Annotated in this window: 19 protein-coding genes; 10 read left to right on the forward strand and 9 right to left on the reverse strand. The window is 70.8% G+C overall.

The genetic code is table 11. The features are described 5' to 3' along the window. The first annotated feature begins 89 nt into the window (after window positions 1-89). Window positions 90-242, forward strand: coding sequence for a hypothetical protein (locus Dsi01nite_RS33190; protein ID WP_203850272.1), 153 nt, complete (start codon window positions 90-92; stop codon window positions 240-242). A 22-nt stretch (window positions 243-264) separates the two neighbouring features. Continuing rightward, entirely contained in the window at window positions 265-756 is a 492-nt protein-coding gene (locus Dsi01nite_RS33195) for a DUF2247 family protein (protein WP_203850273.1), read from the forward strand. A 9-nt stretch (window positions 757-765) separates the two neighbouring features. Here the strand turns inward: Dsi01nite_RS33195 and Dsi01nite_RS33200 are convergent, their stop codons facing one another. The 5 genes from Dsi01nite_RS33200 to Dsi01nite_RS33220 form a co-directional block, all read right to left on the reverse strand. Beyond that, a complete protein-coding gene (locus tag Dsi01nite_RS33200) occupies window positions 766-1,710 on the reverse strand; it encodes a sugar ABC transporter substrate-binding protein (RefSeq protein WP_203850274.1) in 945 nt (314 codons plus the stop codon). Next, a complete protein-coding gene (locus tag Dsi01nite_RS33205; protein ID WP_203850275.1) occupies window positions 1,707-4,235 on the reverse strand; it encodes a putative bifunctional diguanylate cyclase/phosphodiesterase in 2,529 nt (842 codons plus the stop codon). The genes Dsi01nite_RS33200 and Dsi01nite_RS33205 overlap by 4 nt, the downstream gene beginning before the upstream one ends. Window positions 4,236-4,318: 83 nt before the next feature. After that, window positions 4,319-5,176: a carbohydrate ABC transporter permease gene (locus Dsi01nite_RS33210; protein ID WP_203850276.1), complete on the reverse strand. Its 858-nt coding sequence runs from the start codon at window positions 5,174-5,176 to the stop codon at window positions 4,319-4,321. A 7-nt stretch (window positions 5,177-5,183) separates the two neighbouring features. Next, window positions 5,184-6,050, reverse strand: coding sequence for a carbohydrate ABC transporter permease (locus tag Dsi01nite_RS33215; protein WP_203850277.1), 867 nt, complete (start codon window positions 6,048-6,050; stop codon window positions 5,184-5,186). A gap of 119 nt (window positions 6,051-6,169) precedes the next feature. Further along, window positions 6,170-7,486, reverse strand: coding sequence for an extracellular solute-binding protein (locus Dsi01nite_RS33220; protein WP_203850278.1), 1,317 nt, complete (start codon window positions 7,484-7,486; stop codon window positions 6,170-6,172). Window positions 7,487-7,738: 252 nt separating this feature from the next. Between Dsi01nite_RS33220 and Dsi01nite_RS33225 the strand changes: the two genes are divergently transcribed. From Dsi01nite_RS33225 to Dsi01nite_RS33240, 4 genes are read left to right on the forward strand one after another with little or no spacing between them, the layout of a single operon-like run. Beyond that, window positions 7,739-9,052 (forward strand): L-fuconate dehydratase, encoded by a 1,314-nt coding sequence (locus Dsi01nite_RS33225; RefSeq protein WP_203850279.1) that lies wholly within the window; start codon window positions 7,739-7,741, stop codon window positions 9,050-9,052. A 1-nt stretch (window position 9,053) separates the two neighbouring features. After that, a complete protein-coding gene (locus Dsi01nite_RS33230) occupies window positions 9,054-10,565 on the forward strand; it encodes a sugar ABC transporter ATP-binding protein (RefSeq protein WP_203850280.1) in 1,512 nt (503 codons plus the stop codon). After that, window positions 10,562-11,530 (forward strand): ABC transporter permease, encoded by a 969-nt coding sequence (locus Dsi01nite_RS33235; protein ID WP_203850281.1) that lies wholly within the window; start codon window positions 10,562-10,564, stop codon window positions 11,528-11,530. The genes Dsi01nite_RS33230 and Dsi01nite_RS33235 overlap by 4 nt, the downstream gene beginning before the upstream one ends. A 28-nt stretch (window positions 11,531-11,558) precedes the next feature. After that, the gene (locus Dsi01nite_RS33240) at window positions 11,559-12,524 is read left to right on the forward strand and encodes an ABC transporter substrate-binding protein (protein WP_203850282.1); all 966 of its coding nucleotides are present in this window, start codon (window positions 11,559-11,561) and stop codon (window positions 12,522-12,524) included. A 39-nt stretch (window positions 12,525-12,563) separates the two neighbouring features. Here the strand turns inward: Dsi01nite_RS33240 and Dsi01nite_RS33245 are convergent, their stop codons facing one another. After that, the gene (locus Dsi01nite_RS33245; RefSeq protein ID WP_203850283.1) at window positions 12,564-15,167 is read right to left on the reverse strand and encodes a hypothetical protein; all 2,604 of its coding nucleotides are present in this window, start codon (window positions 15,165-15,167) and stop codon (window positions 12,564-12,566) included. Between the two features lie 139 nt (window positions 15,168-15,306). Beyond that, window positions 15,307-15,903 (reverse strand): hypothetical protein, encoded by a 597-nt coding sequence (locus Dsi01nite_RS33250; RefSeq protein WP_203850284.1) that lies wholly within the window; start codon window positions 15,901-15,903, stop codon window positions 15,307-15,309. Window positions 15,904-16,259: 356 nt separating this feature from the next. Between Dsi01nite_RS33250 and Dsi01nite_RS33255 the strand changes: the two genes are divergently transcribed. Further along, the gene (locus Dsi01nite_RS33255; protein ID WP_203850285.1) at window positions 16,260-18,866 is read left to right on the forward strand and encodes a tetratricopeptide repeat protein; all 2,607 of its coding nucleotides are present in this window, start codon (window positions 16,260-16,262) and stop codon (window positions 18,864-18,866) included. A 348-nt stretch (window positions 18,867-19,214) separates the two neighbouring features. After that, window positions 19,215-20,228 (forward strand): LacI family DNA-binding transcriptional regulator, encoded by a 1,014-nt coding sequence (locus Dsi01nite_RS33260; RefSeq protein ID WP_203850286.1) that lies wholly within the window; start codon window positions 19,215-19,217, stop codon window positions 20,226-20,228. 19 nt (window positions 20,229-20,247) lie between these two features. Here the strand turns inward: Dsi01nite_RS33260 and bglS are convergent, their stop codons facing one another. Further along, window positions 20,248-21,009: a beta-glucanase gene (gene bglS, locus Dsi01nite_RS33265; protein WP_203850287.1), complete on the reverse strand. Its 762-nt coding sequence runs from the start codon at window positions 21,007-21,009 to the stop codon at window positions 20,248-20,250. Window positions 21,010-21,184: 175 nt separating this feature from the next. Here bglS and Dsi01nite_RS33270 point away from each other — a divergent pair, with 175 nt between their 5' ends. Both Dsi01nite_RS33270 and eccCb read left to right on the forward strand, forming a co-directional pair. After that, complete coding sequence (locus tag Dsi01nite_RS33270; protein ID WP_203850288.1) at window positions 21,185-22,192, forward strand: glycoside hydrolase family 26 protein; 1,008 nt, start codon at window positions 21,185-21,187, stop codon at window positions 22,190-22,192. Window positions 22,193-22,244: 52 nt separating this feature from the next. After that, window positions 22,245-24,779 (forward strand): type VII secretion protein EccCb, encoded by a 2,535-nt coding sequence (gene eccCb / locus Dsi01nite_RS33275; protein WP_203850289.1) that lies wholly within the window; start codon window positions 22,245-22,247, stop codon window positions 24,777-24,779. A gap of 18 nt (window positions 24,780-24,797) precedes the next feature. On the opposite strand, the gene Dsi01nite_RS33280 is transcribed toward eccCb, so the two are convergent. Beyond that, window positions 24,798-25,922, reverse strand: a complete 1,125-nt coding sequence (locus tag Dsi01nite_RS33280; RefSeq protein WP_239136347.1) for a M20/M25/M40 family metallo-hydrolase — start codon at window positions 25,920-25,922, stop codon at window positions 24,798-24,800. Window positions 25,923-25,930: the final 8 nt, after the last annotated feature.

The raw sequence follows: 25,930 nt of genomic DNA on the forward strand, positions 1-25,930 counted from the left end.
CTGTCGGAGGTCCGGCACCACGTGAGCCGCCTCACCACCGCCGTGCGACGTCATCAGATCGGCGGCCCCGGGTGCCGTGCGACCGGACAGTGCGCCCCGGCTTCCGTCCCTACCGTGAGTGGCTGGCCCCGGGATTCTGGGAGTCCTACTTCGACGGCGACCCGGCGGCGGCCGGGGACTACCGGCGCGAGCTCAACACGATCCTCGACGCGCACCGCGCGCACGGACCCGACGAGGCGTAGGCCAGAGGCGGAGAGGCCAACGTTGTTGCACGTCTCGATCCGGGCTGCGTTCATCAACGACCGGGTGATGCTGCGCCCCGGTGAGCTGGTCGACGGGTACCGGCGGGGATGGCTGCGTGACGCCGACGTCGTGGCGCTCGCTCTCGCCGCCTCCTCGGCCGGAGCCGCGCTGCCGCCGGCGGCGGAGGAGCTGGCCCTGTTGCTGGCCACGGACCTGGAACGCGTCGGTGATCTCGTCGAACAACTCGCCGGGCAGCTGCCCGGCGAGCCGGACCCGGGCGCGGTGTGGACGTTTCTCGCGCTCGCCTGGCTGTATGAGCACCGCGACCGGTACACCGAGCCGCTCGCCGTCCTGGAGCTGCTCTACGACGACCTCGACCATCCACCGGAGATGGACCCGTTCATCCGGTTCATGCCTGGAAAGCCGGTGGGCGATGCGGGCCTGCTGCGCCGTTGGGCCGAGCACTGCGCCGCCGAGGGGGAGCGCTACCGGCACCGCGACGGTCGGCAGTGAACGGTGGTGCTACCTGAAGTTGTCCACATTGGACTTGGTGACCAGTTCGGTGCCGGTGTCGATGCTGGGTGCGACCGGCTTGCCGCGGGCGGCTGCGACGGCCGCCTCGGCGCCCATCGTGCCCATCCGGGCCGGGAACTGCGCGACCGAGCCGGCCTGGTCGCCCGCGGCGATGGCGGCGATCTCGCCGGTGCTGGCGTCGAAGCCGAGCAGTGTGACCTGCTGCTGCCGGTTGGCCGCTTTGATCGCCTCGAGCGCGCCGAGGGCGGGTGGCCCGCAGGCCGAGTAGATCGCCACGACGTCGGGGTGGGTCGCCAGGATGTCCTGGGCGGCGTTGAAGCCCTTCGTCTGGTCGCAGTCGGTGGCGACCTCCGAGACGACCGTGAGCTTGTCGCCGAGGCCGGCCTTCATCCCGTTGATCCGGTCGTCCAGCGAGGGGTTGCCGAGCCGGCCCTGGAGCAGGCCGACGGTCGAGCCGGCGGGGAACCGGTCGGCGAGCCAGGCGCCGGCGAGTTTGCCGCCGGCGAGGTTGTCGGTGGCCACGACCGTCGACTTGCCCGTCCAGCCGGGCAGGTCGTTGTCGATGAGGACGACCTTGATCCCGGCGGCGACCGCCTTGTCGAGCGAGGTCTGCACGTTCGGGCTGGTGGGGGTGATCGCGATCGCGTCGACCTTCTTCGCGATCATGTTCTCGATGAAGCCGATCGCGCTCTCGTCGTCGGTGCCGCTCTTGCCCTGGCCGTAGACGACTTCGACGTCGTCGTGACCGGCGTCGTACTTGCGCACGGCCTCGACCATCGTGTCGTAGAAGTCGCCCGGGAACTTCGTGATGAAGCCGATGGTGACGGGTCCGGTCGCGGCCCGGCCGGGTTCGGGGTCCTCGGCGCAGGCGGCGGTCTGCACCGGCAGCAGCAGGCCGAGCAGGCACGCGGTGATGCCCCTGGCGCTCTTCATCGTCGTCCTCCAACGGCGGATGGTCGGGCCGGGTCCCCGATGTGGTCCCAGACCTCGTCGGCGGGGGCGGGCGGGCCGAGGTGGAACCCCTGGGCGGCGCTGCAGCCCAGCCGGAGCAGGCAGTCCAGTTGCTCCGCGCCGTGCACCCCTTCGGCCACCACGTGGATGTGCAGCGTGGCGGCCAGTTGCACGATCATCGCGACGATGGCCTCGGCCTCCGGATCGTGTCCCAGCGCGGAGGTGAACGACTGGTCGATCTTGATCACGTCGACCGGGAACCGGCGCAGATAGGCCAGCGACGAGTACCCGGTGCCGAAGTCGTCGATGGCGAGGTGGACGCCGAGCGCCCGGACGGCCTCAACCGTCGCTCGCGTCGTCGCCGTGTCGGACATGATCGACGTCTCGGTGATCTCCAGCCAGAGCGCGTCGGGGTCCAGGCCGCTGGCGGTGAGCGCGGCGGCGACGGCCGGCACGAACGCCGGTTCGCCGAACTGCTTGCCGGAGACGTTGACCGAGATCCGCAGATCGGCGCAGCCGGCGCGGGTCGTGCGCCAGCGCGCGGCCTGCTGGCAGGCCCGGGACAGGACGGCGGCGCCGAGGCCGCCGATCAGGCCGGTCTCCTCGGCCAGGGCGACGACCTCCCGGGCCTCGACCGTGCCGCGGGTCGGGTGGTCCCAGCGCACGAACGCCTCGAAACACACGACCTCTCCGTCGGTGAGGTTGACGATCGGCTGGTAGTGGATCTGGAGCTGGTCCGTCTCGATCGCGGCGCGCAGGTCGTCCTGGATCTCCATGCGGGCCTCGATGGCGCTGTACATGTCCTCGTCGAAGATCTCGACCCGGCCGCGGCCGTGCGCCTTGGCCTGGTACATCGCCACGTCCGCGTCGCGGAGCAGGTCGTCGGGGGAGGCGGTGCGGGTGCCGTCCGGGAAGGCGATCCCGACGCTGCCGCCGACCGCGACGTCCCGCTCGCCGTTCTGGGTGGCGATCGTGATGGGCCGGCTCACCTCCTCGACGATGCGTTCGGCGACGTGGACCGCCTCGTCCGGTCGCTCCAGACCCTCGATGATCACCACGAACTCGTCGCCGGCGAGCCTGGCCACCAGGTCGGTGGGGCGCATGGTGCCGGCGAGGCGTTCGGCGACGGTGCGCAGCACGGTGTCACCGGCGGCGTGCCCGAGCGTGTCGTTGATGATTTTGAACTTGTCGAGGTCGATGAACAGCACGGCCATCGGGGACCGGTCGCCGTGCCGGGAGCGTTGCAGGGCCTCGTCGAGCCGTCGCAGGGCGAACGCCCGGTTCGGCAGTCCGGTGAGCGTGTCGTGGCTGGCCTGCCGGCCGAGCCGGCCGGTGGCGATCTCGGTCTTGCCGATCGTGTCGTTGAGGGCGCGGGCGACGAAACCGAGCTCGTCGTGGGTGTCGACGGTGACCCGGCTGGTCAGGTCGCCGTCGGCGACGTCGTGCAGGACCGCCACGATCCGGCGGATCGGCGAGATCACCGACAGGTAGAAGCCGACGAACAGGTACACCGCGAGCGCGGCGGCGATCCCGGCGCCGAGCTGGACCCGTTGCGTGCGGGTGGTCAGCGTGTCGATCCGGGTGAGCAGCAGCCGGTCCAGCGCGGTCGCGGAGTCGGTGGCGAAGTAGGTGGCCTCGGACCGGACGCTGTCGGCGCCGTTGGCCAGCGCGGCGCCGACCCGCCGGGTCCCGACCGCCTCCTGCAGCTGCCGGTCGAAGGCCGCGGTCACGACGTCGAGCCGGGCGAAGTGGCTCTTCACGGTGCGCCGGACGGCCTCGTCGGCGGTCAGGTCCTCGACGGACCGCGACGCCCGTTTGATGGCCTTGTGGGCGCTGGCCACGACGCCGTTGTAGACGCCGAGCTCGATGAAGGCGTCCGCGTCGGGAGACAGCGACCGTGGGTCGGCGAACGAGGCCCGGTCGGTGGCCCGGCCGACGGCGTCGAGCAGCAGCGGCAGCTCGTTCTGCACGATCTGCACCAGGTAGTACGAGTCGAGGTCGGGGTCGAGGGTGAGCCCGGACTGGTCGCCGACCTTGACGATGAAGGCGAGCACGGCGTCGACCGCGGAGTCGTAGATCCGCACCCGTTCCAGCGCGCCGCCCGAGGACTGCCCGGCTGCCTCGGTCGACCGGCGCACCGAGTGCCAGTCGGCGCTGATGCCGAGCGTCGCTCCGAGCCGCCGGTCGAGCTGGTCGATCCGGGTCAGGTCGGCCGACAGGTCCGGCCTGGCGGTGCCGTTGGACAGCGCGACCTCGTGCCGGGCGTTGACCAGGTGGGTCGTCAGGATCGTGAGCGGGCCGATGAACTGCACGCCGTGCCGCTCCCGCGCGGTCGCGGCGATGTCGGCACGCTGCTCGTCGACGTAGAGCAGCGCCACCGCCAACAGTGGCACCACCAGCACCAGGCCCACCACGACGAACTTCTGGGCGTAGCGGAGCCGGCCGGTCAGCGCGGCCGCCGGCCGGAACGCCATCGCGGCGGCGCGCCCGACCGCCCGAACGATCACGGCAGCCATCCTCCTCCGGCGTCGACGACGTCACCCGGCAGATCGGCAGGGCAGCGCCGGCATGAAGGAGACGGCATGAAGGATTAGCGGGTGGCGCCGAGCATCTGGCCGCGGGTGAGCGCGCGCTGGGCGATCACGAAGACGGCGAGCACGGGTGCGACCGTGACGAGTGTGGCGACGGCCAGCTGGGGTGCGTAGAGGCGCACGTCGAGGCCGGCGGCGTTGGTCGGGTCGAACAGCGGGCTGGAGGAGACCAGCTGGGGCAGGCCGACCGAGATGGTGGTGCTGGAGGACAGCGGCAGCAGGACCAGGGGCAGGAAGAAGTTGGTCCAGTTGGCGACGAAGCTGAAGAAGCCGACCAGGGCGACCGCCGGCTTCGACGCGGGGAGCGCGACCCGGCGGAAGATGTCGGTCTCCGACAGCCCGTCGATGCGGGCGGCCTCGAGCACCGGCGCCGGCAGGGTGGTCCGGAAGTGGATGTAGGTGAGGTACACGCCGAACGGGTGGAAGCCCATGAGCAGGGCGACGACCCAGATGTTGTTGACCGCGCCGACGGCGCTGACCTCCAGGTAGAGGGGGATCACCAGCACGGTGTTCGGCACGACCATCGTCAGCAGGGTGCAGAAGCGCAGCAGGCGCCGGCCGGGGAAGCGCAGCCGGGCGAGGGCGTAGCCGGCCGGGATGCCGACCGCGACGGCGACGAGCGCGCCGCCGGTGGCCACGATCAGCGAGTTGCCGAGCCAGCTGAGCACGACCCCGTCGTTGAACCGCAGCACGGTCTGCCAGCTGTCCCAGGCGTTGCGCAGCGCGAGGCCGGTGGGTCCGGTGCCGTCGTCGCGGCGCAGGCCGACCACGGCGAAGGCGGCGACGGGGTAGGCGAAGCCGGTGGCGACGAGCAGCAGGGTCACGATCCGGCCGGTGCGGCCGAGGGCTGGGGACATGTTCGGGTCACCGTCCGTCGTCGAAGAGGCCGCTGCGGCGCACGACCAGCAGGCCGACGCCGAGCGTGATGGCCAGCAGGATCACCGACATGGCGGCGGCCATCGGGGTGTCGAGGATCTGGTACGCGTAGGAGAAGCCGAGCTGGTTCGGCGTCCACTGCGGTGCGATCAGCCCGTGTGTGACCTGGCTGAGGACCTGCGGCTCCAGGAACAGCTGGAAGCCGTAGGCGAGGTTGAGCAGCGTCAGGTATCCCAGCCACGGCCGGATCATCGGCAGTTTGACCCGCCACGCGGTGTCCCAGGCGCCGGCGCCGTCGATCCGTGCCGCCTCCAGGACGTGGTCGGGGATGCTGTGCAGGCCGCCGCTGAGCACCACGACCCAGGTGCCGGCGCCCTGGAAGAACAGCATCGCGGCGAGGATGTAGGGCAGGTTTCCGGGTTGGGCGACCTCGTTGAGGGTGCCGTAGCCGAAGCCGTGCCACAGGAAGGCGATCGGGCTCTGCCCGGGGTCGAGCAGAAACAGCCAGAGCATGAAGTTGGCGACGCCGGCGAGGGCGCCGGGCAGGTAGTAGATGAAGCGCATGGTGGTGCCGAACCGGCCGGGGCTGGCGTCGACGAGCAGTGCGAGCCCGACGACGCCGATGAGCATCAGCGGCAGCCAGATCAGCAGGGTGAGCGCGACGTTGCCGAAGGTCTCGGCGAAGCGCAGGTCCGACACGACCCGCTGGTAGCTGCTGATCCCGCCGAAGCCGGTCTCGGACTCGTTCTGCAGGCTCTTGACGACGGCGTACCCGGCGGGCACGAGGCCGCCGACGAGCAGCAGCGCGACGTAGGGCAGGACGAGGACCGCGGCGGCGCGGCGTCCCGTCCGCACGGCTCGTCCGGTCTTTCCGGTCCGCCTGACTTTGCGGGCCGGCACCGGTTGGGGGTGGACCTGGTGGCGGGGTGTCCATGGTTCGGTCTGGATGCTCCGGTACGTCGTCACGGTGGCCCTCACGCACTGTTGTGGACGGTGTAGCCGAAGGACCGTGCCTCGCCGACGAGTCGCTCGCCGAAGACGGTCCAGGCGTGGGCGAAGGACCGGCCCGAGGTGAGCGCCGGGGTGACGGTGTGCGTCCACACGGTGCCGGTGTTGTAGCGGGTGTAGTCGCGTTCCGGTCGCACGATCGTGCTGGCCAGGACGAACGCGGCCGCGGCGGCGTCGAAGTCGGCGAGGTATCCGGTCTCGCGCTGCCTGGTCAGCCACGGCTGTTGCAGCGGCCCGACGCCGGGCAGGCCGACGCTGAGGTCGACCTGCCAGCGCGGGTCGGTCGCGACGAACCGGGCGAAGGTCAGGGTGTTCTGCAGCTGGGTGCCTTTGATGTGGCGGGAGAAGCCCCACAGGCCGCCGCCCTCGGAGCTGGTGAACGGGGTGGGGTCGGCGGTCCAGCGCAGCGGGGCGGCGGCGGCGATGCGGCCGGGCGGGACCTTCCAGGTGTCGCGGAACAGGAAGCTGCCCCACCACACCGCGCCGGGGCTCATGACGAGGCGCTTGCCGAGTGCGGTCGCGTCGGGGGAGAAGATGCCGGCGGGTGAGACGACGTCGGCGGCGACGAGGTGGTCGAGCAGGTCGCGGACGCGGGTGCAGCGGGGGTCGCCGAGGTTGATGTGCACCTGCCGCTCGCTGAGCCGGTCGTTGGTGGGGCAGCCGCTGGCCCACAGGTACCGGTCGGGGGCGTAGGCGTCGCCGAGGAAGCCGGTGACGTAGCCGGGGTGTTCGGCGGCGATGCGCAGGCTGAGCTTCTCGTAGTCCTCCCAGGTGGTCGGCGGCTGGTAGCCCCAGGCGGCCATCAGCTGCTTGTCGTACCACAGCACGTCGGGTGCGGCGTCGTTGCGCAGGCAGCGGAACAGCCCGTCGATGCGGCACTGGGAGATGGAGCTGGGTGCGTACTGGGCGATGACGTCGGCGAGGTCGTCGGTGAGGTCGCGGACGTAGTTGATTTTGGAGTTGGCGGCCCAGGCGATGTCGTCGTTGGACGGGAAGAAGATCGCGTCCGGCCAGCCGGTGCCGGCCTGGTTGAACAGCACGAACTTCTGCTGCAGCTCGGTGCTGCCGACGTTGCCGTTGATCGTCATCACGTCGACGGGGATCTCGGGGTGGGCCTGCTGGAAGGCGTTCACCGCGGGTAATCGGGGCGGGTCGACCCACACGGTGATGCGGCCGCCGGAGTCGGTGGCGTCGTCGGCGGTGCCGGTGCCCTCGGGGCCTTTGCAGGCGGTGAGTCCGATCAGCGCGAGCAGCGCGATCGTCGTGCCGGTGCGTCGGAGCATGGCGGGCCCCTTAACCAAAACCGACGCCGAAGCCATCGGATGTCTAGTGGAGCAACGGAGGGATTAGACATGGGAGGTCTGGAAACGTCAACCCGGACAAATCGCGTCGTAGGCCAATCGTTATCGAAAGACATCCTATGAATGTGGCGCTTCGGGGGAGACGAACCGCATCGGGCGGTGCTAGTGTCCGACGCCAATAGATCGGATCATTGCTCACCAGGCATGGTCCGCGCGCCGGACGGAAGTATGTGCATGACGACGATCACCGCAGTACGGATCCACGACGTGCGTTTCCCGACGTCGCTGAGGCTCGACGGGTCGGACGCGATGAACAAGGACGCCGACTACTCGGCCGCGTACGTGGTGCTGGAGACCGACACCCCCGGCCTGGCCGGGCACGGCTTCACCTTCACCATCGGCCGCGGCACCGACCTGGTCACCGAGGCCGTGCGGCAGCGCGCGCAGCCGCTGCTCGGCCGCGACGCCGGCGAGCTGTGCGGCGACCTCGGCGCGGTGTACCGGGAGCTGAGCGGCGACTCGCAGCTGCGCTGGCTGGGGCCGGAGAAGGGGGTCGTGCACCTGGCCCTCGCCGCGGTGATGAACGCGCTGTGGGACCTCGCCGCCCGCCGCGCCGGCAAGCCGCTGTGGCGGCTGCTCGCCGAGATGTCGCCGGAGGAGCTCGTCGCCGCGACCGACTTCCGGTACATCACCGACGCCCTGACCCCCGACGAGGCCCTCGCCATGCTGCGGGAGATGGAGCCGACCCGGGCCCAGCGGCTGCAGCAGCTGCGCGAGCTGGGCGGCTACCCGTGCTACACGACCAGCGCGGGCTGGCTCGGCTACGACGACGACAAGCTGCGCCGGCTGCTGAAGGAGGCGGTCGACTCCGGCTACCGGCACGTCAAGCTCAAGGTCGGGCAGGACCTCGCCGACGACGTGCGGCGCCTGCGGATCGCCCGCGAGGTGATCGGCTGGGACGCCAACCTCATGATCGACGCCAACCAGGTCTGGGACGTGCCGCAGGCGATCGACTGGGTCGGCGAGCTGGCCGAGTTCCGTCCACTGTGGATCGAGGAGCCGACCAGCCCCGACGACGTCCTCGGTCACGCCGCGATCCGGCGGGCGGTGGCCCCCATCGGCGTCGCCACCGGCGAGCACGGCATGAACCGGGTGTTGTTCAAGCAGCTCTTCCAGGCCGGCGCGATCGACTACTGCCAGCTCGACTCGGCCCGGCTCGCCGGCGTCAACGAGATCCTCGCGGTCTACCTGATGGCGAAGAAGTTCGGCGTCCCGGTGTGCCCGCACGCCGGCGGGGTCGGGCTGTGCGAGCTCGTCCAGCACCTGTCGATCTTCGACTTCGTCGCGGTGTCCGGCTCCCTGGACAGCCGGGTCACGGAGTACGTCGACCACCTGCACGAGCACTTCACCGACCCGTGCGTCGTCGTCGACGGGCACTACGTGCTGCCGTCGGCGCCCGGATACAGCGCGCAGATGCACGAGCGGTCGCTGGTCGAGTTCGGCTACCCGGACGGCGGGTACTGGCAGACGCGGGTCGGGGGTGCCTGACATGACGCTGCTGGAGGTGCGCGGCGCGAGCAAGAGCTTCCCCGGCGTGCGGGCACTGGACGACGTCGACCTGGAACTGCGCCACGGCGAGGTCCTGGCCCTCGTCGGGGAGAACGGCGCCGGCAAGTCGACGCTGATGAAGCTGCTGTCCGGCATCGACCGGCCCGACGGCGGTGAGTTCTTCCTCGACGGTGTGCAGTACACCCCGGCGAGCCCCCGCCACGCGCAGGAGCTCGGCATCTCGATCATCCATCAGGAGCTCAACCTGATGCCGGACCTCACCGTCGCGCAGAACATCTTCATCGGCCGCGAGCCGCGCATCGGCGGGCTGCTGCTGTCCGAACGGGCGCTCAACCGCCGCACCAGGGAGCTGCTCGACCGGCTCGGCCTGCCGCTGGAACCGACCGACCTCATCGGTGACCTGACGGTGGCCCGCCAGCAGATGGTCGAGATCGCCCGGGCGCTCAGCTTCAACGCCCGGGTCCTGGTCATGGACGAGCCGACCGCGGCGCTCAACGAGGTCGAGGTGAACACGCTGTTCGGGCTCATCCGGCGGTTCGTCACCCCGACGACCGGCGTCATCTACATCTCGCACCGGATGCACGAGCTGGCCGAGATCACCGACCGGATCACGGTGCTGCGCGACGGGCGCTACGTCGACACCCTCGACACCGCGTCCAGCACCGTCCCGCAGGTGATCTCGCTGATGGTCGGGCGGACGATCACCGGCGAGCAGCGGCCCCGGGCCGCGGTCGTCACCGGCGAGCCGGTGCTGTCCGTGCGGGGCCTGCACACCAAGGCCCTGCTCCGCGACGTCAGCTTCGAGGTGCGCCGCGGGGAGATCCTCGGGTTCGCCGGGCTCATGGGCGCCGGCCGCACCGAGCTCGCCCGGGCCCTCGTCGGCGCGGACCGCAAGGACGGCGGCACGGTCACCGTCCACGGCCGCGAGGTCGCCATCTCCAACCCGGCCGACGCCGCCCGGGCCGGCATCGGCTACCTGTCCGAGGACCGCAAACGCTACGGCGTCCTGCTCGGGCGCAGCGTGCGCGACAACGTCGTGCTCGCCTCGATGCCCCGCTTCACCTCCGCGTTCGGTCTCGTCGCCGACCGGATGATCGGCAAGACCGCCACCGACTACGTCGCCAAGCTGCGCATCCGGACCCCGTCGACCGGGCAGCTGGTGCAGAACCTCTCCGGCGGCAACCAGCAGAAGACCGTCATCGCCAAGTGGCTCGTCCGCGACTGCGACGTGCTCATCTTCGACGAACCGACGCGCGGCATCGACGTCGGCGCGAAGGACGAGATCTACGCGCTGCTCGACGAGCTCGCCGCCGACGGCAAGGCGATCGTGATGATCTCCTCCGAGCTGCCCGAGGTCCTGCGGATGTCGCACCGCATCGCCGTCATGTGCCAGGGGCGGATCACCGCCGTGCTCGACAGTACCGACGCCTCCCAAGAATTGATCATGGACTATGCCACCCGCTTCAGCGCCCAAGGAACGGTGACCTCGTGACCGCGATCCCAATCCCCGCCAGGGTCCGGGGCTCCGTGCAGCAGCTGCTCGCGCTCGCCAGCCTCATCGCGATCCTCGTGTTCTTCTCGTTCGCCAGCCCGTACTTCTTCACCCCGAGCAACCTCGTCGGCATCCTCATGGCCGCCACGGTCACCGGGATCCTGGCCCTGGGCACCACCTTCGTCATCGTCTCCGGCGGCATCGACCTGTCCATCGGCACCGGCATGATCCTGTGCGGCGTGATGACGGGCGTGTTCATGACCTACTGGGGCTGGCCCGCCTGGGCCGGCGTCATCGGGGCGATCCTGTTCGGCGGCCTCATCGGCTTCATCAACGGGTTCAACGTGTCCGTGCTGGGGCTGCCACCGTTCATCGCGACGCTCGGCATGATGCTCGTCGCGTCCGGCCTGTCCCTGGTCATCTCCGGCACGAAACCGATCTACTTCAAGGAGCACCCCGACTTCCAGCTCCTGATGAACTACGACGTGATCCCGGGCGCCCGCTTCCCCCTCGGCGTGCTCATCTTCCTGGTCCTCACCGTCGTGGCCGCGGTGGTGCTCAGCAAGACCATCGTCGGGCGGTACGCCTTCTCGATCGGCAGCAACGAGGCGGCCACCGCCCTGTCCGGCGTCAACGTGGTGCGCTGGAAGCTCACCATCTACACGATCGCCGGGCTGTTCGTCGGCATCGCCGGTGTCCTCGCCGCGTCCCGGCTCAGCTCCGCCCAACCGGTCGGCGGCATGGGCCTGGAGCTGGAAGCCATCGCCGCGGTCGTCATCGGCGGCACCTCACTGCAAGGCGGGCGCGGCTCGATCGCCGGCACCGTCGTCGGCGCCCTCATCGTCGCCGTGCTCACCAACGGCCTGCGCGTCACCGCCGTGCCGCAGGAGTGGCAATCGGTCGTGGTCGGCTGCGTCATTCTCGTCGCCGTCTACGTCGACATGCTGCGCAGAAAAGCGAACTGAACACCCCCCCACCTTCAAGGAGTTCCAGATGCACAGGAAGGCATTCGTCGCGCTGCTCGGCGCGACCGCGATCACCTTAGCGCTCGGCGCCTGCTCCGAGGCCGCCGAGAAGCCCGGCACGGACAAGAAGCCCTACGTCGCGCTCATCTCCAAGGGTTTCCGCCACCAGTTCTGGCAGGCCGTGAAGGCCGGCGCGGAGCAGGCCGGCAAGGAGTTCAACGTCGACGTCACCTTCGAAGGCGCCCAGGAGGAGGGCAACGTCGAGCAGCAGATCCAGCTGCTGCAGACGGTCATCGACAAGAAGCCCGGCGCGATCGGCTTCGCCGCCATCGACAGCCAGGCCGCCGGCCCGCTCATGACGCAGGCGAAGAACGCGAAGATCCCGGTGATCGCGTTCGACTCCGGCGTCGACAGCGACGTGCCGATCACCACCGCCTCCACCGACAACCTCGCCGCCGCCGCCGAGGCCGCCAAGCACATGGCCGAGAAGATCGGCCACGAAGGCAAGATCGCCATGGTCGTCCACGACCAGACCAGCGTCACCGGCGTCCAGCGCCGCGACGGCTTCCAGGAGTACATCAAGAAGAACGAGCCGAAGATCCAGATCGTCGACGTCCAGTACAGCGGCGACCCGCTGAAGGCCACCGACCTCGCCAAGGCGATCCTCACCGCCAACCCCGACCTCAAGGGCATCTACGGCTCCAACGAGGGCGCCGCGATCGGCGTGCTGCACGCGGTCCAGGAGAAGGGCCTCACCGGCAAGATCACGATCGTCGGCTTCGACTCCGGCAAGGACCAGATCGACGCCATCAAGGCCGGCACGATGTACGGCGCCATCACCCAGAACCCCGTCGGCATCGGCTACGAGACCGTGAAGGCCGCCGTCGCCGCCATCAAGGGCGAGAAGCTGCCGAAGAGCATCGACACCGGCTTCTACTGGTACGACAAGACCAACATCGACGACGCCAAGATCTCCGCAGTGCTCTACCAGTAACACGTCCGCCGGGCGCACCCGTCAAGGTGCGCCCGGCGTTCACCCGCGTGCCAGATACCGCTGCAGATGATCCGCCCAGCGCTGCTGGACGATCTCGTACGTCCCGAACCATTGGGTCGGGACGGCCGGCACCGGCAGGCCCGCCGTGTCGAGGAAGCACTCCACCGGAATCCAGGGCCTGGTGCGCTCCGCCAGACCCCCGACCTCCTCCCGGAGCGCCACCAGGCGATCGCGGTCGCCGGCCAGCCGCGCGTCGCAGAACTCGGCGAACGCATACCGGAACCCGATCGTGCCGCCGTGCTCGGACGCCATGTCCAACCTCCGGAGCCGGTCGAGCGCCTCGGCGCGTTCCACCCGATCGGCCCCCCGCACGAGCACCCGGGCCAGCAGGGCGCTGCGGATGCCGAACATGTGGCCCGCCAGCTCGACCTGGTTGTGATACCCGTCGAGCTCGTCGACGCCGAGGTCCCCGCGGAAGAACGCCCGGCGCACCAGGTAGTCGCCCATCTCCTCGAGGTACTCACGCTGCCGGCCCGCCTGACGGAGCGTGGTCACCTTCTCGTCGATTTCCGCGAAGTACCGGTCCGGAACGCCGTGGGCGTACTCCTGGACCCGGGTGATCAGTACTTCGGAGGGCAGGCCGGCCGCCGCGTCCCGCGCATCGACGAACCGGCGCGCCATGCTCAGCACCTGCGGGATCTGCGCGCGGTTCACCGCAGAGGGCGCGCGGGCCACGAGCTCTTGGAACGTCGCCAGCGCGTCGTCCCAGCGGTGCTGCAGTTTGAACGCGTACCCGAGGTGCCGGCCGGCAATGTTGCGCAGCGGGTGCTCCGAGGCGAACGTGTCGCGCAGGGCCTGCACGCGCTCCTCCGACGGCGTCTCGAGCGACTTCGCGGAGATGAAGTTCAGCACGTGCCGGCCGTACTCGGTCCGGCTCGATGCCGGTATCCGTGACCGCAGCCCCTGCAACGCGGGGCCGTGCACGATCGCCTTCGTCAGCCAGTCCGCGTACGGCGAGTCCTCCGGCTTCTCCAGCGTGGTGTGCTGTTCGCACACCAGCCCGATGGCGATGCCGATCACGTCGAGCACCTCGCGGGTGTCCTCGCGCAGCTTGGCCGCGTCGTGCAGCACCCGCGCCGCCGCGGCCGCCCGGCTGGCCGCCAGCTCCCAGTCCTGCTCCGACCAGCCGCCGGGCACCTGATGATCGGTGCGGCGGACAGCTTCGCGGACGGCGTCGTGCATGCGGTACGGAAAGCGGCCCTCATGCCGATCGATCATCGGCCGGGCGACGGCCCGATCGGCGCACCCGTGGTCGACGTCGGCGGCCGCGGCGATGAGCGTGGTGTCGAAGACGCGGAACAGGCACGCCGCCCGGATCGCCCGCTGCTCGTCCGGTGGGACGTCGTCCAGGACCCGGAGCACCAGCGAGCTGAGCGAGCCGGTCACGTCGGCGACCTGCACCCGCCGACCGTCACCGGCGTCCTTCGCGGACATCGCCACCTGCCGGGCCAGCTCCAGGTACTGCGGCAGACCGGCGGACGCGTCGGCCAGCTGCTCCACGACGTCGTCATCCATTGGCAGGTCGAGCTGGCGCCGGCCGCGTTCGATGACCTGCCGGGTGTCCGCCGGGGACAGGTTGCCGACCAGGTGCTGCCGCGGCGACTCCTGCGTGCCCGGCACCAGACCGGGCCAGGTCCACCGGCCCCGATAGGGTAGATCGACCTGGCTCTCGTCGTACCAGTCCAGCATCTCCCGCCCGGCCATCACGAACAGAACGTTCGGCATGCTGTGGACCAGCCGGTTCAGGTGGCCCTCCGACACTCTCCTCGGGTCGAGCGCCAGACGTTCGGTGGTGTCGATGAAGACGGTCAGCAGCGGGGAGGGCACCATGGTCGCCAGCTCCCACGAGAGGGTCGCCGCGATCTCACAGGCCAATGCGGGTCTCGACTCGGTGGGGCTGGGCTCGTCGCCGCAGCGCACGAGGAACTGTTCGAATCCGTCGAATGCCTCCACACCGAGCCGGAGGTCCCGCCGGCGACGCAGCATGCCGATGATCTTCCGGATTCCCCAGACGCCCATGCCCACCGGCGTCCCGACGATGAAGCCGGCCGCCGATCCGAGGTCGCTCAGCAGCGCCGAGACGGTGTTCGCGACCGTGTCGGCATACTCGCGCCTGCCGTGGATCTCCGGTAGCGGTTCGCCGGGCCGGACCGCTGACCAGTACGCGGCGAACGCGAGGTCGAAGACCGGCCACCGATCCCGGATCTTGGCGGCGCCGGCGCGCAACGCGAGCAGTGTCGCCGGGAGGTCCATCCGCCCGCTGGAGCCGTGCAGGTCGATCCGTGCGGTCGCGCTGACCTTCGTCGGCGGTGGCGGTCCCCAGTCGTGGACCGGTGGCAGGCGATCGCTCACCCACGCTTCCAGGCGCTCCGACAGTGCGGTCTTGCCGATGCCGCCGAGTCCGTAGAAGGTCAGCACGTTGTGCCGGGCGACCCCGACCTCGACGTCCTGGTCGAGCAGTTGGCGGAAGCTCGCCAGCGTCGAGGTGAAGGCCTGCGACTCCGACTCGCGGTCGGTGAACAGCTCACCGGCATGGGGGAGCCGTCCGTGGTCGGTGTTGCCGCTCGGCAATGGAACACGCATGCAGGGAGTTCTATGCGGCTGCACGCTGCGTGACAAGACCGCGACGGAATTCCTGACCAACCGTGGCGCATGAATGTCTGGTCCTCGTGAGTTGCCTGCCGAACGTTGTGCGTGATCCAGGAAAGCCCGTCGATCCCGACTATTCCCCGACCGCCTGGACCCGCGGGTGCGCGGCGACCGCGGCGGCGACGAGATACACCACGAGCGCGGCCGTGGTCCACGTCGCCAGCGGTGCGCCCTCGACCTGGGAGTGCGATGCCAGCTGCGGGCCGAACGCCGCGAGCGCGGCCAGCAGCTCGAAGCGCAGCACCGCGACCGCCGTCAGCGCACCCACCGCGAGCGCGCAGCCGATCGTCCACAGGTACGCCGGCAGCCGCTTCCCGATGCCGACGACGGCCAGCAGCCCGATCGCGACGGCACAGGCGATCGCGAAGCCGTCCAGCACCCCGGGAATCGCGTGGCTCAGCGCGCTGCGCGCCGCGGCGTGCTCCCCGTCCTCGAACAGCTGCCGCATCGACGTCTCGCCGTGCGCTGCGACCCGCCCGTCCGGAAACAGGTCCACGTCGAGGCGCCGGCTCGGGTCGGCGTCATGGTTGCCGCGCGCGGTGCTCAACCCGAGCACGGTGCACGTCGCCCAGGCGCCGGTGGTCAACCCGACCAGCGCCACCGCCGCCCCGACCGCCGCGACCGCGGCCGCGCCCCGCCCGACCCACACCGGCACCGTGCCGTCGTCCATGAGACCCCCGTACAAGACCCGTCAATCCCTACGAGCGTCAATGTACCGGTCGCTGCGCAGTTGTTCGGGCGGTAGTCTCGCCTGGAGTGGGAGCTGAGAGCACAACCGGGAGTTCAGGCACACGATGATCACACCCTGCCAGCCCGATGACTATCGTCGACCTCGGCGTCCACCGCGCATCACGTTTGGCAGAAACGGACTCAAGACCAGCTGGCTCGACCCGGTAGCCGTCCGCCGCGGTGCAGGTGGTCGATATGACGGATGCGGTGACCGTTGATAATTGGGCGGTGACTCGTGGGGTGTTCGGCCGTCGCCGATCACGGTGGTGGCGTCGGGCTGGAACGGCGCTGGCGGTCGTGGCGGTGCTGTTCGCCGGTTTGGCTCTGTCGGTGTGGTGGTGGCCGTCCGGATGGCCGGTACCTCGGTTCGGGTGGAAGGGCACCGAACAGGCAAACGTGGTCGCTGGGATCGTCAGCGGGGTGCTGTCGCTGGTCAGCACCGTCGCTTCGATCGTGGCGCTGCGCCCCCGGCCGGAGCCCGCGCCTGGGACGCAGCGGGCCGGAGGCCTAATCCAGGTGGGGCGTGTGCCGCAGCCGGCAGCCTGGCTGCAAGACCGCTCCAGCCGAATCGACCTGGCCCGGGCCGCGCGGGCCGGGCGCACGGCGGTGCTGACCCAGGTGCTGTCCGGGATGGGCGGAGTCGGGAAGACACAACTCGCCGCCCAGTTCGCCCGTAATCTGGTCACCGACGGTGAGCTCGATGTGTTGGTGTGGGTAACCGCGTCGAGCCCGGACGCAATCATCGCTGGCTATGCCGAGATCGCCCGAGAGCTGCGCCTGACTGACGCGGACACCCCGCCACGTGCCGCAGCGGACCGGCTGTTGGGTTGGCTGGAGCGCACCGACCAGCGATGGCTGATCGTGCTGGACAACCTCGACATCCCCGGCCACGCCACCGGCTTGTGGCCACCGGCCAACGCTGCCGGCCGGACCGTGGTGACCACCCGTCGGCGCGACGCCGTGCTGCACACCGACGGCCGATCCCTGGTCGACGTCGGGTTGTTTACCCCCGGCGAAGCCGCCACCTACCTCTCTCACGCGATCAGCAACCCCACCGACTCGGACCAAATCCGCTCGCTCGCCAGCGACCTCGGCCACCTGCCGATCGCGGTGGCGCAGGCCGCCGCGTTCATCCGCGATCGCAGCATCGACGTCGCCGAGTACCGGCGCTGGCTCTCCAGCCGCCGGCAGCAACTCACCGATCTGCTGCCACCCAGCGACGCACTGCCCGACGATCACCAGTCCACCGTTGCGGCGACCTGGTCTCTGTCCATCGACGCCGCTAACACCACCCCACCCCGAGGCGTCGCCCGCCCTCTGCTCGAGCTGCTGTCACTCCTCGACCCCAACGGCATCCCCACCGCACTGTTCACCACGGATCCGATCTGCGCCCACCTCACCGCCACCGCTGGCGGCCAGGCCGTGGACGGGCAGAACGCACTTGACGCGATACACAGTCTGCATCGGCTCAACCTCATCACCCATGACGCCCAGTCCGGTGGCATCCGCGTGCACGCGCTCGTCCAGCGCACCACCCGCGACCACCTCGCGCCTACCCAGCTCACCACAGCCGCGCACGCCGCCGCTGACGCGCTCGCTGCCATCTGGCCCAGCATCGAACGCAACCCTGCGCATGGCCAGACCCTGCGTGCCAACGCCGCCGCCCTACGTCACCACACCAGCGACACCCTGTTCGCGTCCGGTATCCACCTGGTGTTGTTCGTGACCGGACGCAGCTTTGGCGAAGCCGGTCTCGTTGCAGCCGCCGTCGACTATTTTCAGGATTTGTGCCTCACCGCCCAGCACCGCCTGGGCCCAGATCACCCAGACACCCTCACTACCCGCGGCAACCTCGCCCGCTGGCGAGATCGAGCTGGAGACCCGGCCGGCGCAGGCACCGCCCTCGCGCAGCTGCTCGACGACTATCTGCGGGTGCTCGGCCCAGACCACCCGGACACCCTCCTCACCCGCCGCCACCTCGCCTACTCTCGAGGTCGAGCTGGAGACCCAATCGGCGCAGGCACCGCCCTCGCGCAGCTGCTCGAAGACCATGTGCGGGTGCTCGGTCCAGACCACCCGGACACCCTCCTCACCCGCAGCAACCTGGCCCACTCTCGAGGTCAGGCCGGAGACCCAATCGGCGCAGGCACCGCCCTCGCGCAGCTGCTCGAAGACCATGTGCGCGTCCTCGGTCAAGACCACCCCCACACCCTCACCACCCGCAGCCACCTCGCCCACTCTCGAGGTCAGGCCGGAGACCTGGCCGGCGCGGCCACCGACCTAGTGCAGCTGCTCGACGACTATCTGCGGGTGCTCGGTCCAGACCACCCGGACACCCTCCTCACCCGCAGCCACCTGGCCCGCTGGCGAGGTCAGGCCGGAGACCCGGCCGGCGCGGCCACCGAACTCGCGCAGCTGCTCGAGGACCGCCTGCGGGTCCTCGGTCCAGACCACCCCCACACCCTCACCACCCGCAGCCACCTGGCCCGCTGGCGAGGTCAGGCCGGAGACTCGGCCGGTGCAGGCATCGCCCTCGTGCAGCTGCTCGAGGACCGCCTGCGGGTGCTCGGTCCAGACCACCCGGATACCCTCCTCACCCGCAGCCACCTGGCCCGCTGGCGAGGTCAGGCCGGAGACCCGGCCGGCGCGGCCACCGACCTCGTGCAGCTGCTCGAGGACCGCCTGCGGGTCCTCGGCCCAGACCACCCCCACACCCTCACCACCCGCAGCCACCTGGCTCACTGGCGAGGTCAGGCCGGAGACCCGGCCGCTGCAGCCACCGCCCTCGTACAGCTGCTCGACGACTATCTGCGGGTCCTCGGCCCAGACCACCCAGATACCCTCACCACCCGCAACCACCTCGCCCATTGGCAGCGGGAGCCGCGCCGGAACCAATTTCCGTAGCCAAGCCCCGTCCTCGAAACCGTCGCCGCATACTGTCAATGAATAGACGACTCAGCACACTAGGAACGGGCTGACGTCACCTCGCTCCCGAGAGCACGTGTCGCCGCCGCCCTCCCGTCCCGGAATGTGCTACTGCCTCTACTGCGTGCGGCGGAGTCTTCCGGTCCATGCATGGCGACCCGTCCGCGAAGCTCGCGGACCCGCCGAGGCCGGGCTGCAGGCCATGCTTCGCATCGTCATCGACCAGCACCCCGTACCCACGCAATAGATCTCGGCACCACCGGAGCGCTGCTGCCCGGTTGCTGACGTGGCTTTACACGTCCGCGCGGGTCTCCCTACGATGCACGAATGCCGTCCCCGGCCTCGTCCCGACCACCAACGCTCGACGAGGTCGCCGAGCGCGCGCGGGTGTCCCGCACCGTCGCCTCCCGCGTCATCAACAACGGCCCCAACGTCAGCCGGGCCAAGCGGGACGCGGTCGAGAAGGCGATCCGGGAGCTCGGGTTCACGCCCAACCGGAGTGCCCGGGCCCTCGCGACCCGGCAGACCGGCGTGGTGGTGCTGGCGGTCACCGGCGACGGGCCGGAGGTGTTCGCGGACCCGTTCTTCGCGCAGCTCATCGTCGGGGCGTCCGCCGCGCTGGAGAAGACCGACCTGCACCTGATGCTCAGCCTCATCACGTCCGGCCACGGCCGGCAGCGGCTGCGCAACTTCCTGCAGACCCGCGGCGCCGACGGGGTGATGCTGGTGGCCACGCGCGGCGTCGAGCCGCTGGTCGACATCGTCGAGCGGTCGGGGCTGCCGACGGTGTTCATCGGGCTGCCGAAGGACGGGACGCCGCCGTACTACATCGACGTCGACAACGCCGGCGGGTCGCGGGCGGCGACCGAGTATCTCCTGCGCGGCGGTCGCCGGCGCATCGCCGTGATCACCGGGCCGCCCGACACCGCGGTCGGCCGGGAACGCCATCGCGGCTTTGTCGAGGCGTTGCGGCTGGCCGGGCTCGAGCCCTACGCCACCGAGGCGGGCGACTTCCTGGAGCCCAGCGGCGCCGAGGCCATGCGCGTGCTGCTGGGCACGCACCCGGACCTCGACGCCGTGGTCGTCGCCAACGACAACATGGCGGCCGGAGCGTTGCGGGTGCTGCGTGCCGCGGGTCGTACCGTGCCCGGCGACGTGGCCCTGGTCGGCTTCGACGACCTGCCGGTCGCGGAGCACACCGACCCGAAGCTGACCACCGTCCACCAACCGGTCCAGGCGCTGGGCCGCGAGGCCGCCCGCATCCTGGTCGAGCTGCTGGACGGTGGCCAGCCGGCGTCGTCCGTCCTGCCGACGAGGCTCGTCGTGCGCGCGTCGGCCTGAGCCGCCGCAAAAAACGCCGTCAGTACCGGGTGTACTGGACCCGGTCGTAGAAGGCGGTCAGCTTGGTGCCCGGATACGTGAACGGCTGCAGCCAGCCGTCGACGCCGATGCCGGGCCAGAGGTTCATCATGAGGCGTTGCGGGTGGGTGGGCAGCGGCCCGCGCGACCCGGTCTCCTGGTGGACGAGCCTGCCGTCGACGAACCAATTGATGGTGCCACCGTTCCACCACTCGAAGGCGTAGGAGTGGTAGTCCGCCGAGGCGTCGAAGCCCAGGTTGATGACGGTCTCGTGGCCGCCGACGCCGCCGGTGAAGTAGTTGGTCTGCAGCTGCGTGGTGTTCTTGCCCAGGATCTCCACGTCGATCTCGTCCCAGGGCTGGCCGTCGCTGGGCCCGGTGTAGGTGAAGAACGAGGTCACGGTGCCGGGGTTCTTGACGGCCTTCAGGCGCGCCTCGAAGCGGCCGTACGTGTAGAGGTCGGTCGTGCGGAGCTCGCCGGCGGCGTACGGCTTGCCTGAGCAGCCGCCCGGGCAGGACTCGGTGTCCAGGTTGATGCCCATGACGCCGCCGTTGAACCAGACGTGGTCGGCGCGCCAGCCGGCGTTGAACATGCTGCCGTTGCTGTAGCCGTCGGCCTTGTACCAGCGACCGGTGTCGAACGTGTCGAAGTTGTCGACGAAGCCGGCGCCGATGGCCGCCTCCGCCCGGTGCACACCGGTGCCGACCAGCGTGGCGACGAGGCCGAGCGTGGCGATGAGCAGTGCGATCGGGGTTTTCTGCACTGGCGTCTCCAGTTCTTGGGGATTGGCGGATCCCTTGAGCACCAGACTGGAAGCGCTTCCAGTCGGCGCTATGCGCATCGTGTGCCCATTTCCGGTTCTTGTCAAACAGGTCTTTACGTCGACAGGTCTGGATGGGTACCTTCCGAACTGGAAGCGCTACCAGTCTGGAGGCACCATGCGGAGACGCACACTGCTGGGCACGTTGGCGGCCGCCGCCGTGGCACCGGCGGTATCCGGTACACCCGCCGAAGCCGCGACACCGAACCGCTACCTGGGCATGTTCCGGGAGGAGGACCCCAGCGTCGCCGCCGCCAACGTCAGGCACCTGTACGGCGTCACCCCCGCCAGCGTGATGTGGTTCGACAGCTGGGCCAGCGGCCGCCCCTTCCCGGTGGACGAGGCCAGGACGCTGTGGCGGCACGGCATCATGCCGCACTACACCTGGGAACCCTGGGACACCGCCCTCGGCCCCAACGACCCCGCCCAGATCCATCTGCAGGACGTGATCGACGGCACCTGGGACGCCTACATCACCGCACGCGCCAGGGAGTTCGCCGCCGTGCGCCAGCCGATCCTGGTCCGCTGGGGCCACGAGTTCAACGGCAACTGGTATCCGTGGGGCATCGCCAACAACAACGCCGACCCGTCCCTGTACGTGCGCGCCCACCGGCACGTCCACGACCGCGTGTCGGCCGCCGGCGCCCGGAACGTGCAGTGGGTGTGGGCCTACAACAACGGCTCGTCACCCGACACCCCGTACAACGACCCGGCCGCCGCCTACCCGGGCGACCGGTACGTCGACTGGATCGGCATCGACGGCTACAACTGGGGCTTCGGCCCGTCCTGGGACCCGGCCGGCGACCACTGGACGACCTTCACCGCCACCATCGACGCCGCCTACGCCAAGTCCCGTGCCATCGCCCCTCGCAAGCCGGTGATGCTCGGCGAGTTCGCGTCCACAGAGGACGGCGGCGACAAGGCCCAGTGGCTCAAGGACCTGGACACAGTCCTGCGCTCGGGCGCGTACCCGGATCTCAGGCTGCTCACGTACTTCGACCTGACCAAGGAGGAGGCCTGGTCGCCGAACTCGTCCCCGGCGGCGCTGGCCGCCTTCAAGACCTGGGTCCAGCGGTGGTACATGAACGGCCGAGGCCACGAACTGGCCCGCATCGCCCGTCCGTAGCCCGATCGGCACCGGCCCACCCTGCCGGGGGCGGGCCCGCTACGGTGGGCCGGTGCGTGCCATTGAGGACCGTCTCGCGGACGCGCGGGAAGCGGTCGAGCGTCAATATCCGGTGGAGGCCGCGGTACGAGCAATCCACGAGCTGGGCGAGCTTGCCCTGCTGCCCGGCAGCGACCTGCTCGGCATCGCGCGGGCCCTCGTCGACGCTTCCGACCACGGGCCCGAACCGCTGGCGGCCGCCGCGCGCATTGCGCTGCAGGTCGTCACCAGTACCGTCCCCGCGCCGGCGGTCCAGGACGAGCGGGTGCGGTTCGAGGCGCTGCTCGGCCTCGGCGACCCGGGCGCCTTCGACCCCGCCTGGAGCTCGGTGGGCGACCGGCTTCGAGTGCCACTCGGGGTGGGCGAGGACGGCAGCCCGGTCGTGATCGACTTCAAGGACGCCACGCACGCGCTGATCGTGGGCGCGACCGGCTCTGGGAAGTCCGAGCTGCTGCGGGCGATGATCCTCGCCCTCGCCGTCACGCATTCGCCCGAGGACGTCACCTTCGTCTTCGTCGACCATCACGGCGGCTCGACGTTCGCCCCGTTCGAGCGGCTGCCGCACACCGCGGCGATGATGACCGGGATCGGGTGGTCGCCGGACCTCCTCGACCGCTGCTTCGACACCATCGCCGGGGAGCTGTCCCGGCGGGCGTCGCCTGGTTGGACCGGTCCCGCCCTGTTCATCGTCGTCGACGAGTTCACCGAACTGCTCACCAGCCGACCGGACGTGATCGACCTGTTCGTGCGGATCGGTCGAGTGGGCCGGTCGCTGGGCGTACACCAGGTGCTGGCGTCGCAACGGCTCGCGGAAGGCAGGCTGCGCGGCCTGGAAACCTACCTGTCGTCGCGGGTCGCGTTGCGCACGCTCAGCATACGGGAGAGCCGCGCCGTGATCGGTGTGCCGGACGCCTACGAGCTGCCCATGACGCCCGGGGTCGGCTACCTGGGGACCGGCTCGGACGCGCCGGTCCGGTTCCGTGCGCCGACCGCGTTCCACCGGTACTGGCCGCAGGCCGGCGCGGCGTGGCAGCGCGTCCTGCACGGCCTCGCCGCCTGGGGATCGCCGAACGTGGCGGAGGTGCTGGTCGACCGGATGCGTGCCGCCGCCCCGCCGGTGCGCCCGCTGTGGCTGCCGCCGCTGACGTCATCGCCGGCGCTCGGCGAGCTGCTTTCCGGCCCTGGGGTGCCGCTGGCGCGCGTCGACCGGCCCTTCGAGCGGCGGTACGACGTCCTCACCGTGCCGATCGACGACGGCAACATCGCCATCGTGGGCGGTCCGCGCAGCGGCAAGTCGACCGCGCTGCATACCCTCGCGCTCGGGCTGGCGCAGACCCACACGCCGGCGGAACTGCAGCTGTGCGCCATCGGTCGGGTCCTCGCCCCGCTGGCCGGCCTGCCGCACACCGCGGGCGTCGCCGACCGGGACCTGGTCCCGCGGCTCCTGGGCGAGCTGCACGCCCGCCTGGACCGCCCGCCCGCCGGCCGCGTGGTCCTGCTCGTCGACGACTGGGGCGCGGTGCACGACGACTTCGAGGACCTGCTGCTCGACCTCGCCCGGCGCGGACCCGCCCACGGCATCCGCCTCGCCGTCACGGCCCGCCGCTGGGCGGAGCTGCGGCGCTCGATGCGGGACACCTGCACCACCCGGCTGGAACTGCGCCTGGGCGACCCCGCCGAGTCGGAGATCGACCGGCGGGCGGCCAGCCGGGTCCCGTACGACCTGCCCGGCCGCGGCCTCACCGCCGACGGCCTGCAGATGCTGGTGGCCCGGCCGCGGCTGACGTCAGACGGCGACCTGGACGCGGCGGTCGCGGCGATCCGGGCGGCCTGGCCGTTCTCGCCGGTGCCGGCCGTCTCGCCGCTGCCCGAACGGCTGTCACCTTTGGTGCTGCCCGAGCCGCGGCGGGGCCTGCTGCCGATCGGCGTCGAGCAGGTCACGCTGCGGCCCGTCGCGGTGGACTTCGCCGCCGACCCGCACCTGATCGTCCTGGGCGACGAGGGCTCCGGCAAGACGTCGTTCCTGCGCGGCCTGGCCCGCTCGATCGAGCGCGCGTACCGGCCGGAGGATGCCCGGATCGTCATCGTCGACTACCGCCGCGGCCTGCTCGGTGCCGTTGGTGAGCCGCATCTGATCGGGTACTGCACCAGCCCGCAGCGCGCCGGAGACGTGATGCAGCAGGTGGTCGCCGCGTTCGAGGCACGGGTGCGCGGGCCCCAGCTGTTCGTGCTCGTCGACGACTACGACCTGGTCGCCGATGCCGTGCACCCGCTGACGGAACTTCTGCCTCGCGCCGGTGTCCTCGGGCTGCACCTGGTGATCGCCCGCCGGGTCCGTGGTGCGGGGCGGGCGATGTCCGATCCGGTGCTGCGGTCGCTGCGCGAGTCGTCCACGCCGGGAATCCTGTTGTCCGGTCCCCGCGAGGAGGGCCAGGTGCTCGCCGGCACCACCCCCGAGCCCCTGCCACCCGGCCGCGGCCGCCACGTGTCCCGCCGCGACGGCCGGCGCCTCATCCAGCTGGCGTGGCACCCGCCGGTCGTGGAGTGAGGTCAGGCTGAACCTGGCTCACCGCTCACTGTCCAGTATGGACACGGTGGCCGCGAGGGCGGTCAGGCCAGCCGGCAGGTCGGCCAGGTCGATCCACTCCTCCTCGGTGTGCTCGCCCTCGCCGGTGGTCACGCCGATGGCGAGCGCCGGCACTCCCGCCGCGTAGGCGGCGTTGGCGTCGGTGCTGGCAGCGACCAGCCGCACCGGCCGTCCCGCCTGTCGCAACGCGGCGGACGCGGCCCGGACCAGGGAAGCGTCGGACGGGATCTCACCGGCGGGCCGCCGTCCCAGGTCGGTGACGGTCACCTCGAGCCCGGCCGACGCCGGATCCGCCCGCCAGGCCCGGATCGCGTCGTGCAGGGCGGTCTCCCGCGCCGCGAGGGTCTCCGGCCGCACCGCCCGCAGGTCGACGTCGAACCAGCACTCCCGGGCCCGCGCGTTGATCGCCTCGCCGCCGCCGATCCGTCCGATGTTGACGGACGTGTCCGGCAGGGGCGGCAGCCGCTTGAGTGCCTCCGCCGCCAGCACGATCGTGCCGTGCACGGCGCTCGGCGCGTCGGCCCGTTCCCAGGCGTGGCCGCCCGGCCCGCTCACCGTGATCCGGCACCGGGCCGAGCCGACCCCACGGGTCGCGATCTTGTCGAGGTAGTTGCCCTCCACGGCGATGAACGCGCCGACGGGCACGGGCGGCCGGCGCAGCGCCTCCGTCGCGCCGGCCAGGTTGCCCAGGCCCTCCTCGCCGACGGTGGCCACCACCCAGACGGGCCGCCGGGTGCTCGCCGGCAGCAGCACGCCCAGCTCCGCGAGCGCCGCCACGGCCACGGTGTTGTCGCCGACGCCGGGTCCGCACAGCCGGGTGCCGTCCCGGCGGGTCGCGTGGTCCATGTCGGCGCCGAAGACCGTGTCGAGGTGGGCCCCGAGGACGATCGCGGGACCCGTGCCCTCGCGGACCCGGCCCCACAGGTTGCCGACGGCGTCGGTGTGCACCTCGGCCAGGCCGTCGCCGCGCCACCACGCACCGACCACGGCGGCGCGGGCCTGCTCCTCGCCGGTGGGCGCGGGAATCACGGCGAGTTCCTCGGTGCGGGCGACCACCCGCGCAACTGACGACTCCACGCCCTTACCCCACCACAACGCGGTCACGATCGCCC

This window comes from Dactylosporangium siamense, from assembly GCF_016862795.1.
GTDB classification, from domain to species: Bacteria; Actinomycetota; Actinomycetes; order Mycobacteriales; family Micromonosporaceae; genus Dactylosporangium; species Dactylosporangium siamense.

Coding starts and splice junctions, on each gene's coding strand:
- Dsi01nite_RS33245 (WP_203850283.1), bottom strand. CDS start 15,167: ATGCGTGTTCCATTGCCGAGCGGCAACACCGACCACGGACGGCTCCCC.
- Dsi01nite_RS33260 (WP_203850286.1), top strand. CDS start 19,215: ATGCCGTCCCCGGCCTCGTCCCGACCACCAACGCTCGACGAGGTCGCC.
- Dsi01nite_RS33200 (WP_203850274.1), bottom strand. CDS start 1,710: ATGAAGAGCGCCAGGGGCATCACCGCGTGCCTGCTCGGCCTGCTGCTG.
- Dsi01nite_RS33225 (WP_203850279.1), top strand. CDS start 7,739: ATGACGACGATCACCGCAGTACGGATCCACGACGTGCGTTTCCCGACG.
- Dsi01nite_RS33250 (WP_203850284.1), bottom strand. CDS start 15,903: ATGGACGACGGCACGGTGCCGGTGTGGGTCGGGCGGGGCGCGGCCGCG.
- Dsi01nite_RS33230 (WP_203850280.1), top strand. CDS start 9,054: ATGACGCTGCTGGAGGTGCGCGGCGCGAGCAAGAGCTTCCCCGGCGTG.
- Dsi01nite_RS33210 (WP_203850276.1), bottom strand. CDS start 5,176: ATGTCCCCAGCCCTCGGCCGCACCGGCCGGATCGTGACCCTGCTGCTC.
- Dsi01nite_RS33270 (WP_203850288.1), top strand. CDS start 21,185: ATGCGGAGACGCACACTGCTGGGCACGTTGGCGGCCGCCGCCGTGGCA.
- Dsi01nite_RS33240 (WP_203850282.1), top strand. CDS start 11,559: ATGCACAGGAAGGCATTCGTCGCGCTGCTCGGCGCGACCGCGATCACC.
- Dsi01nite_RS33220 (WP_203850278.1), bottom strand. CDS start 7,486: ATGCTCCGACGCACCGGCACGACGATCGCGCTGCTCGCGCTGATCGGA.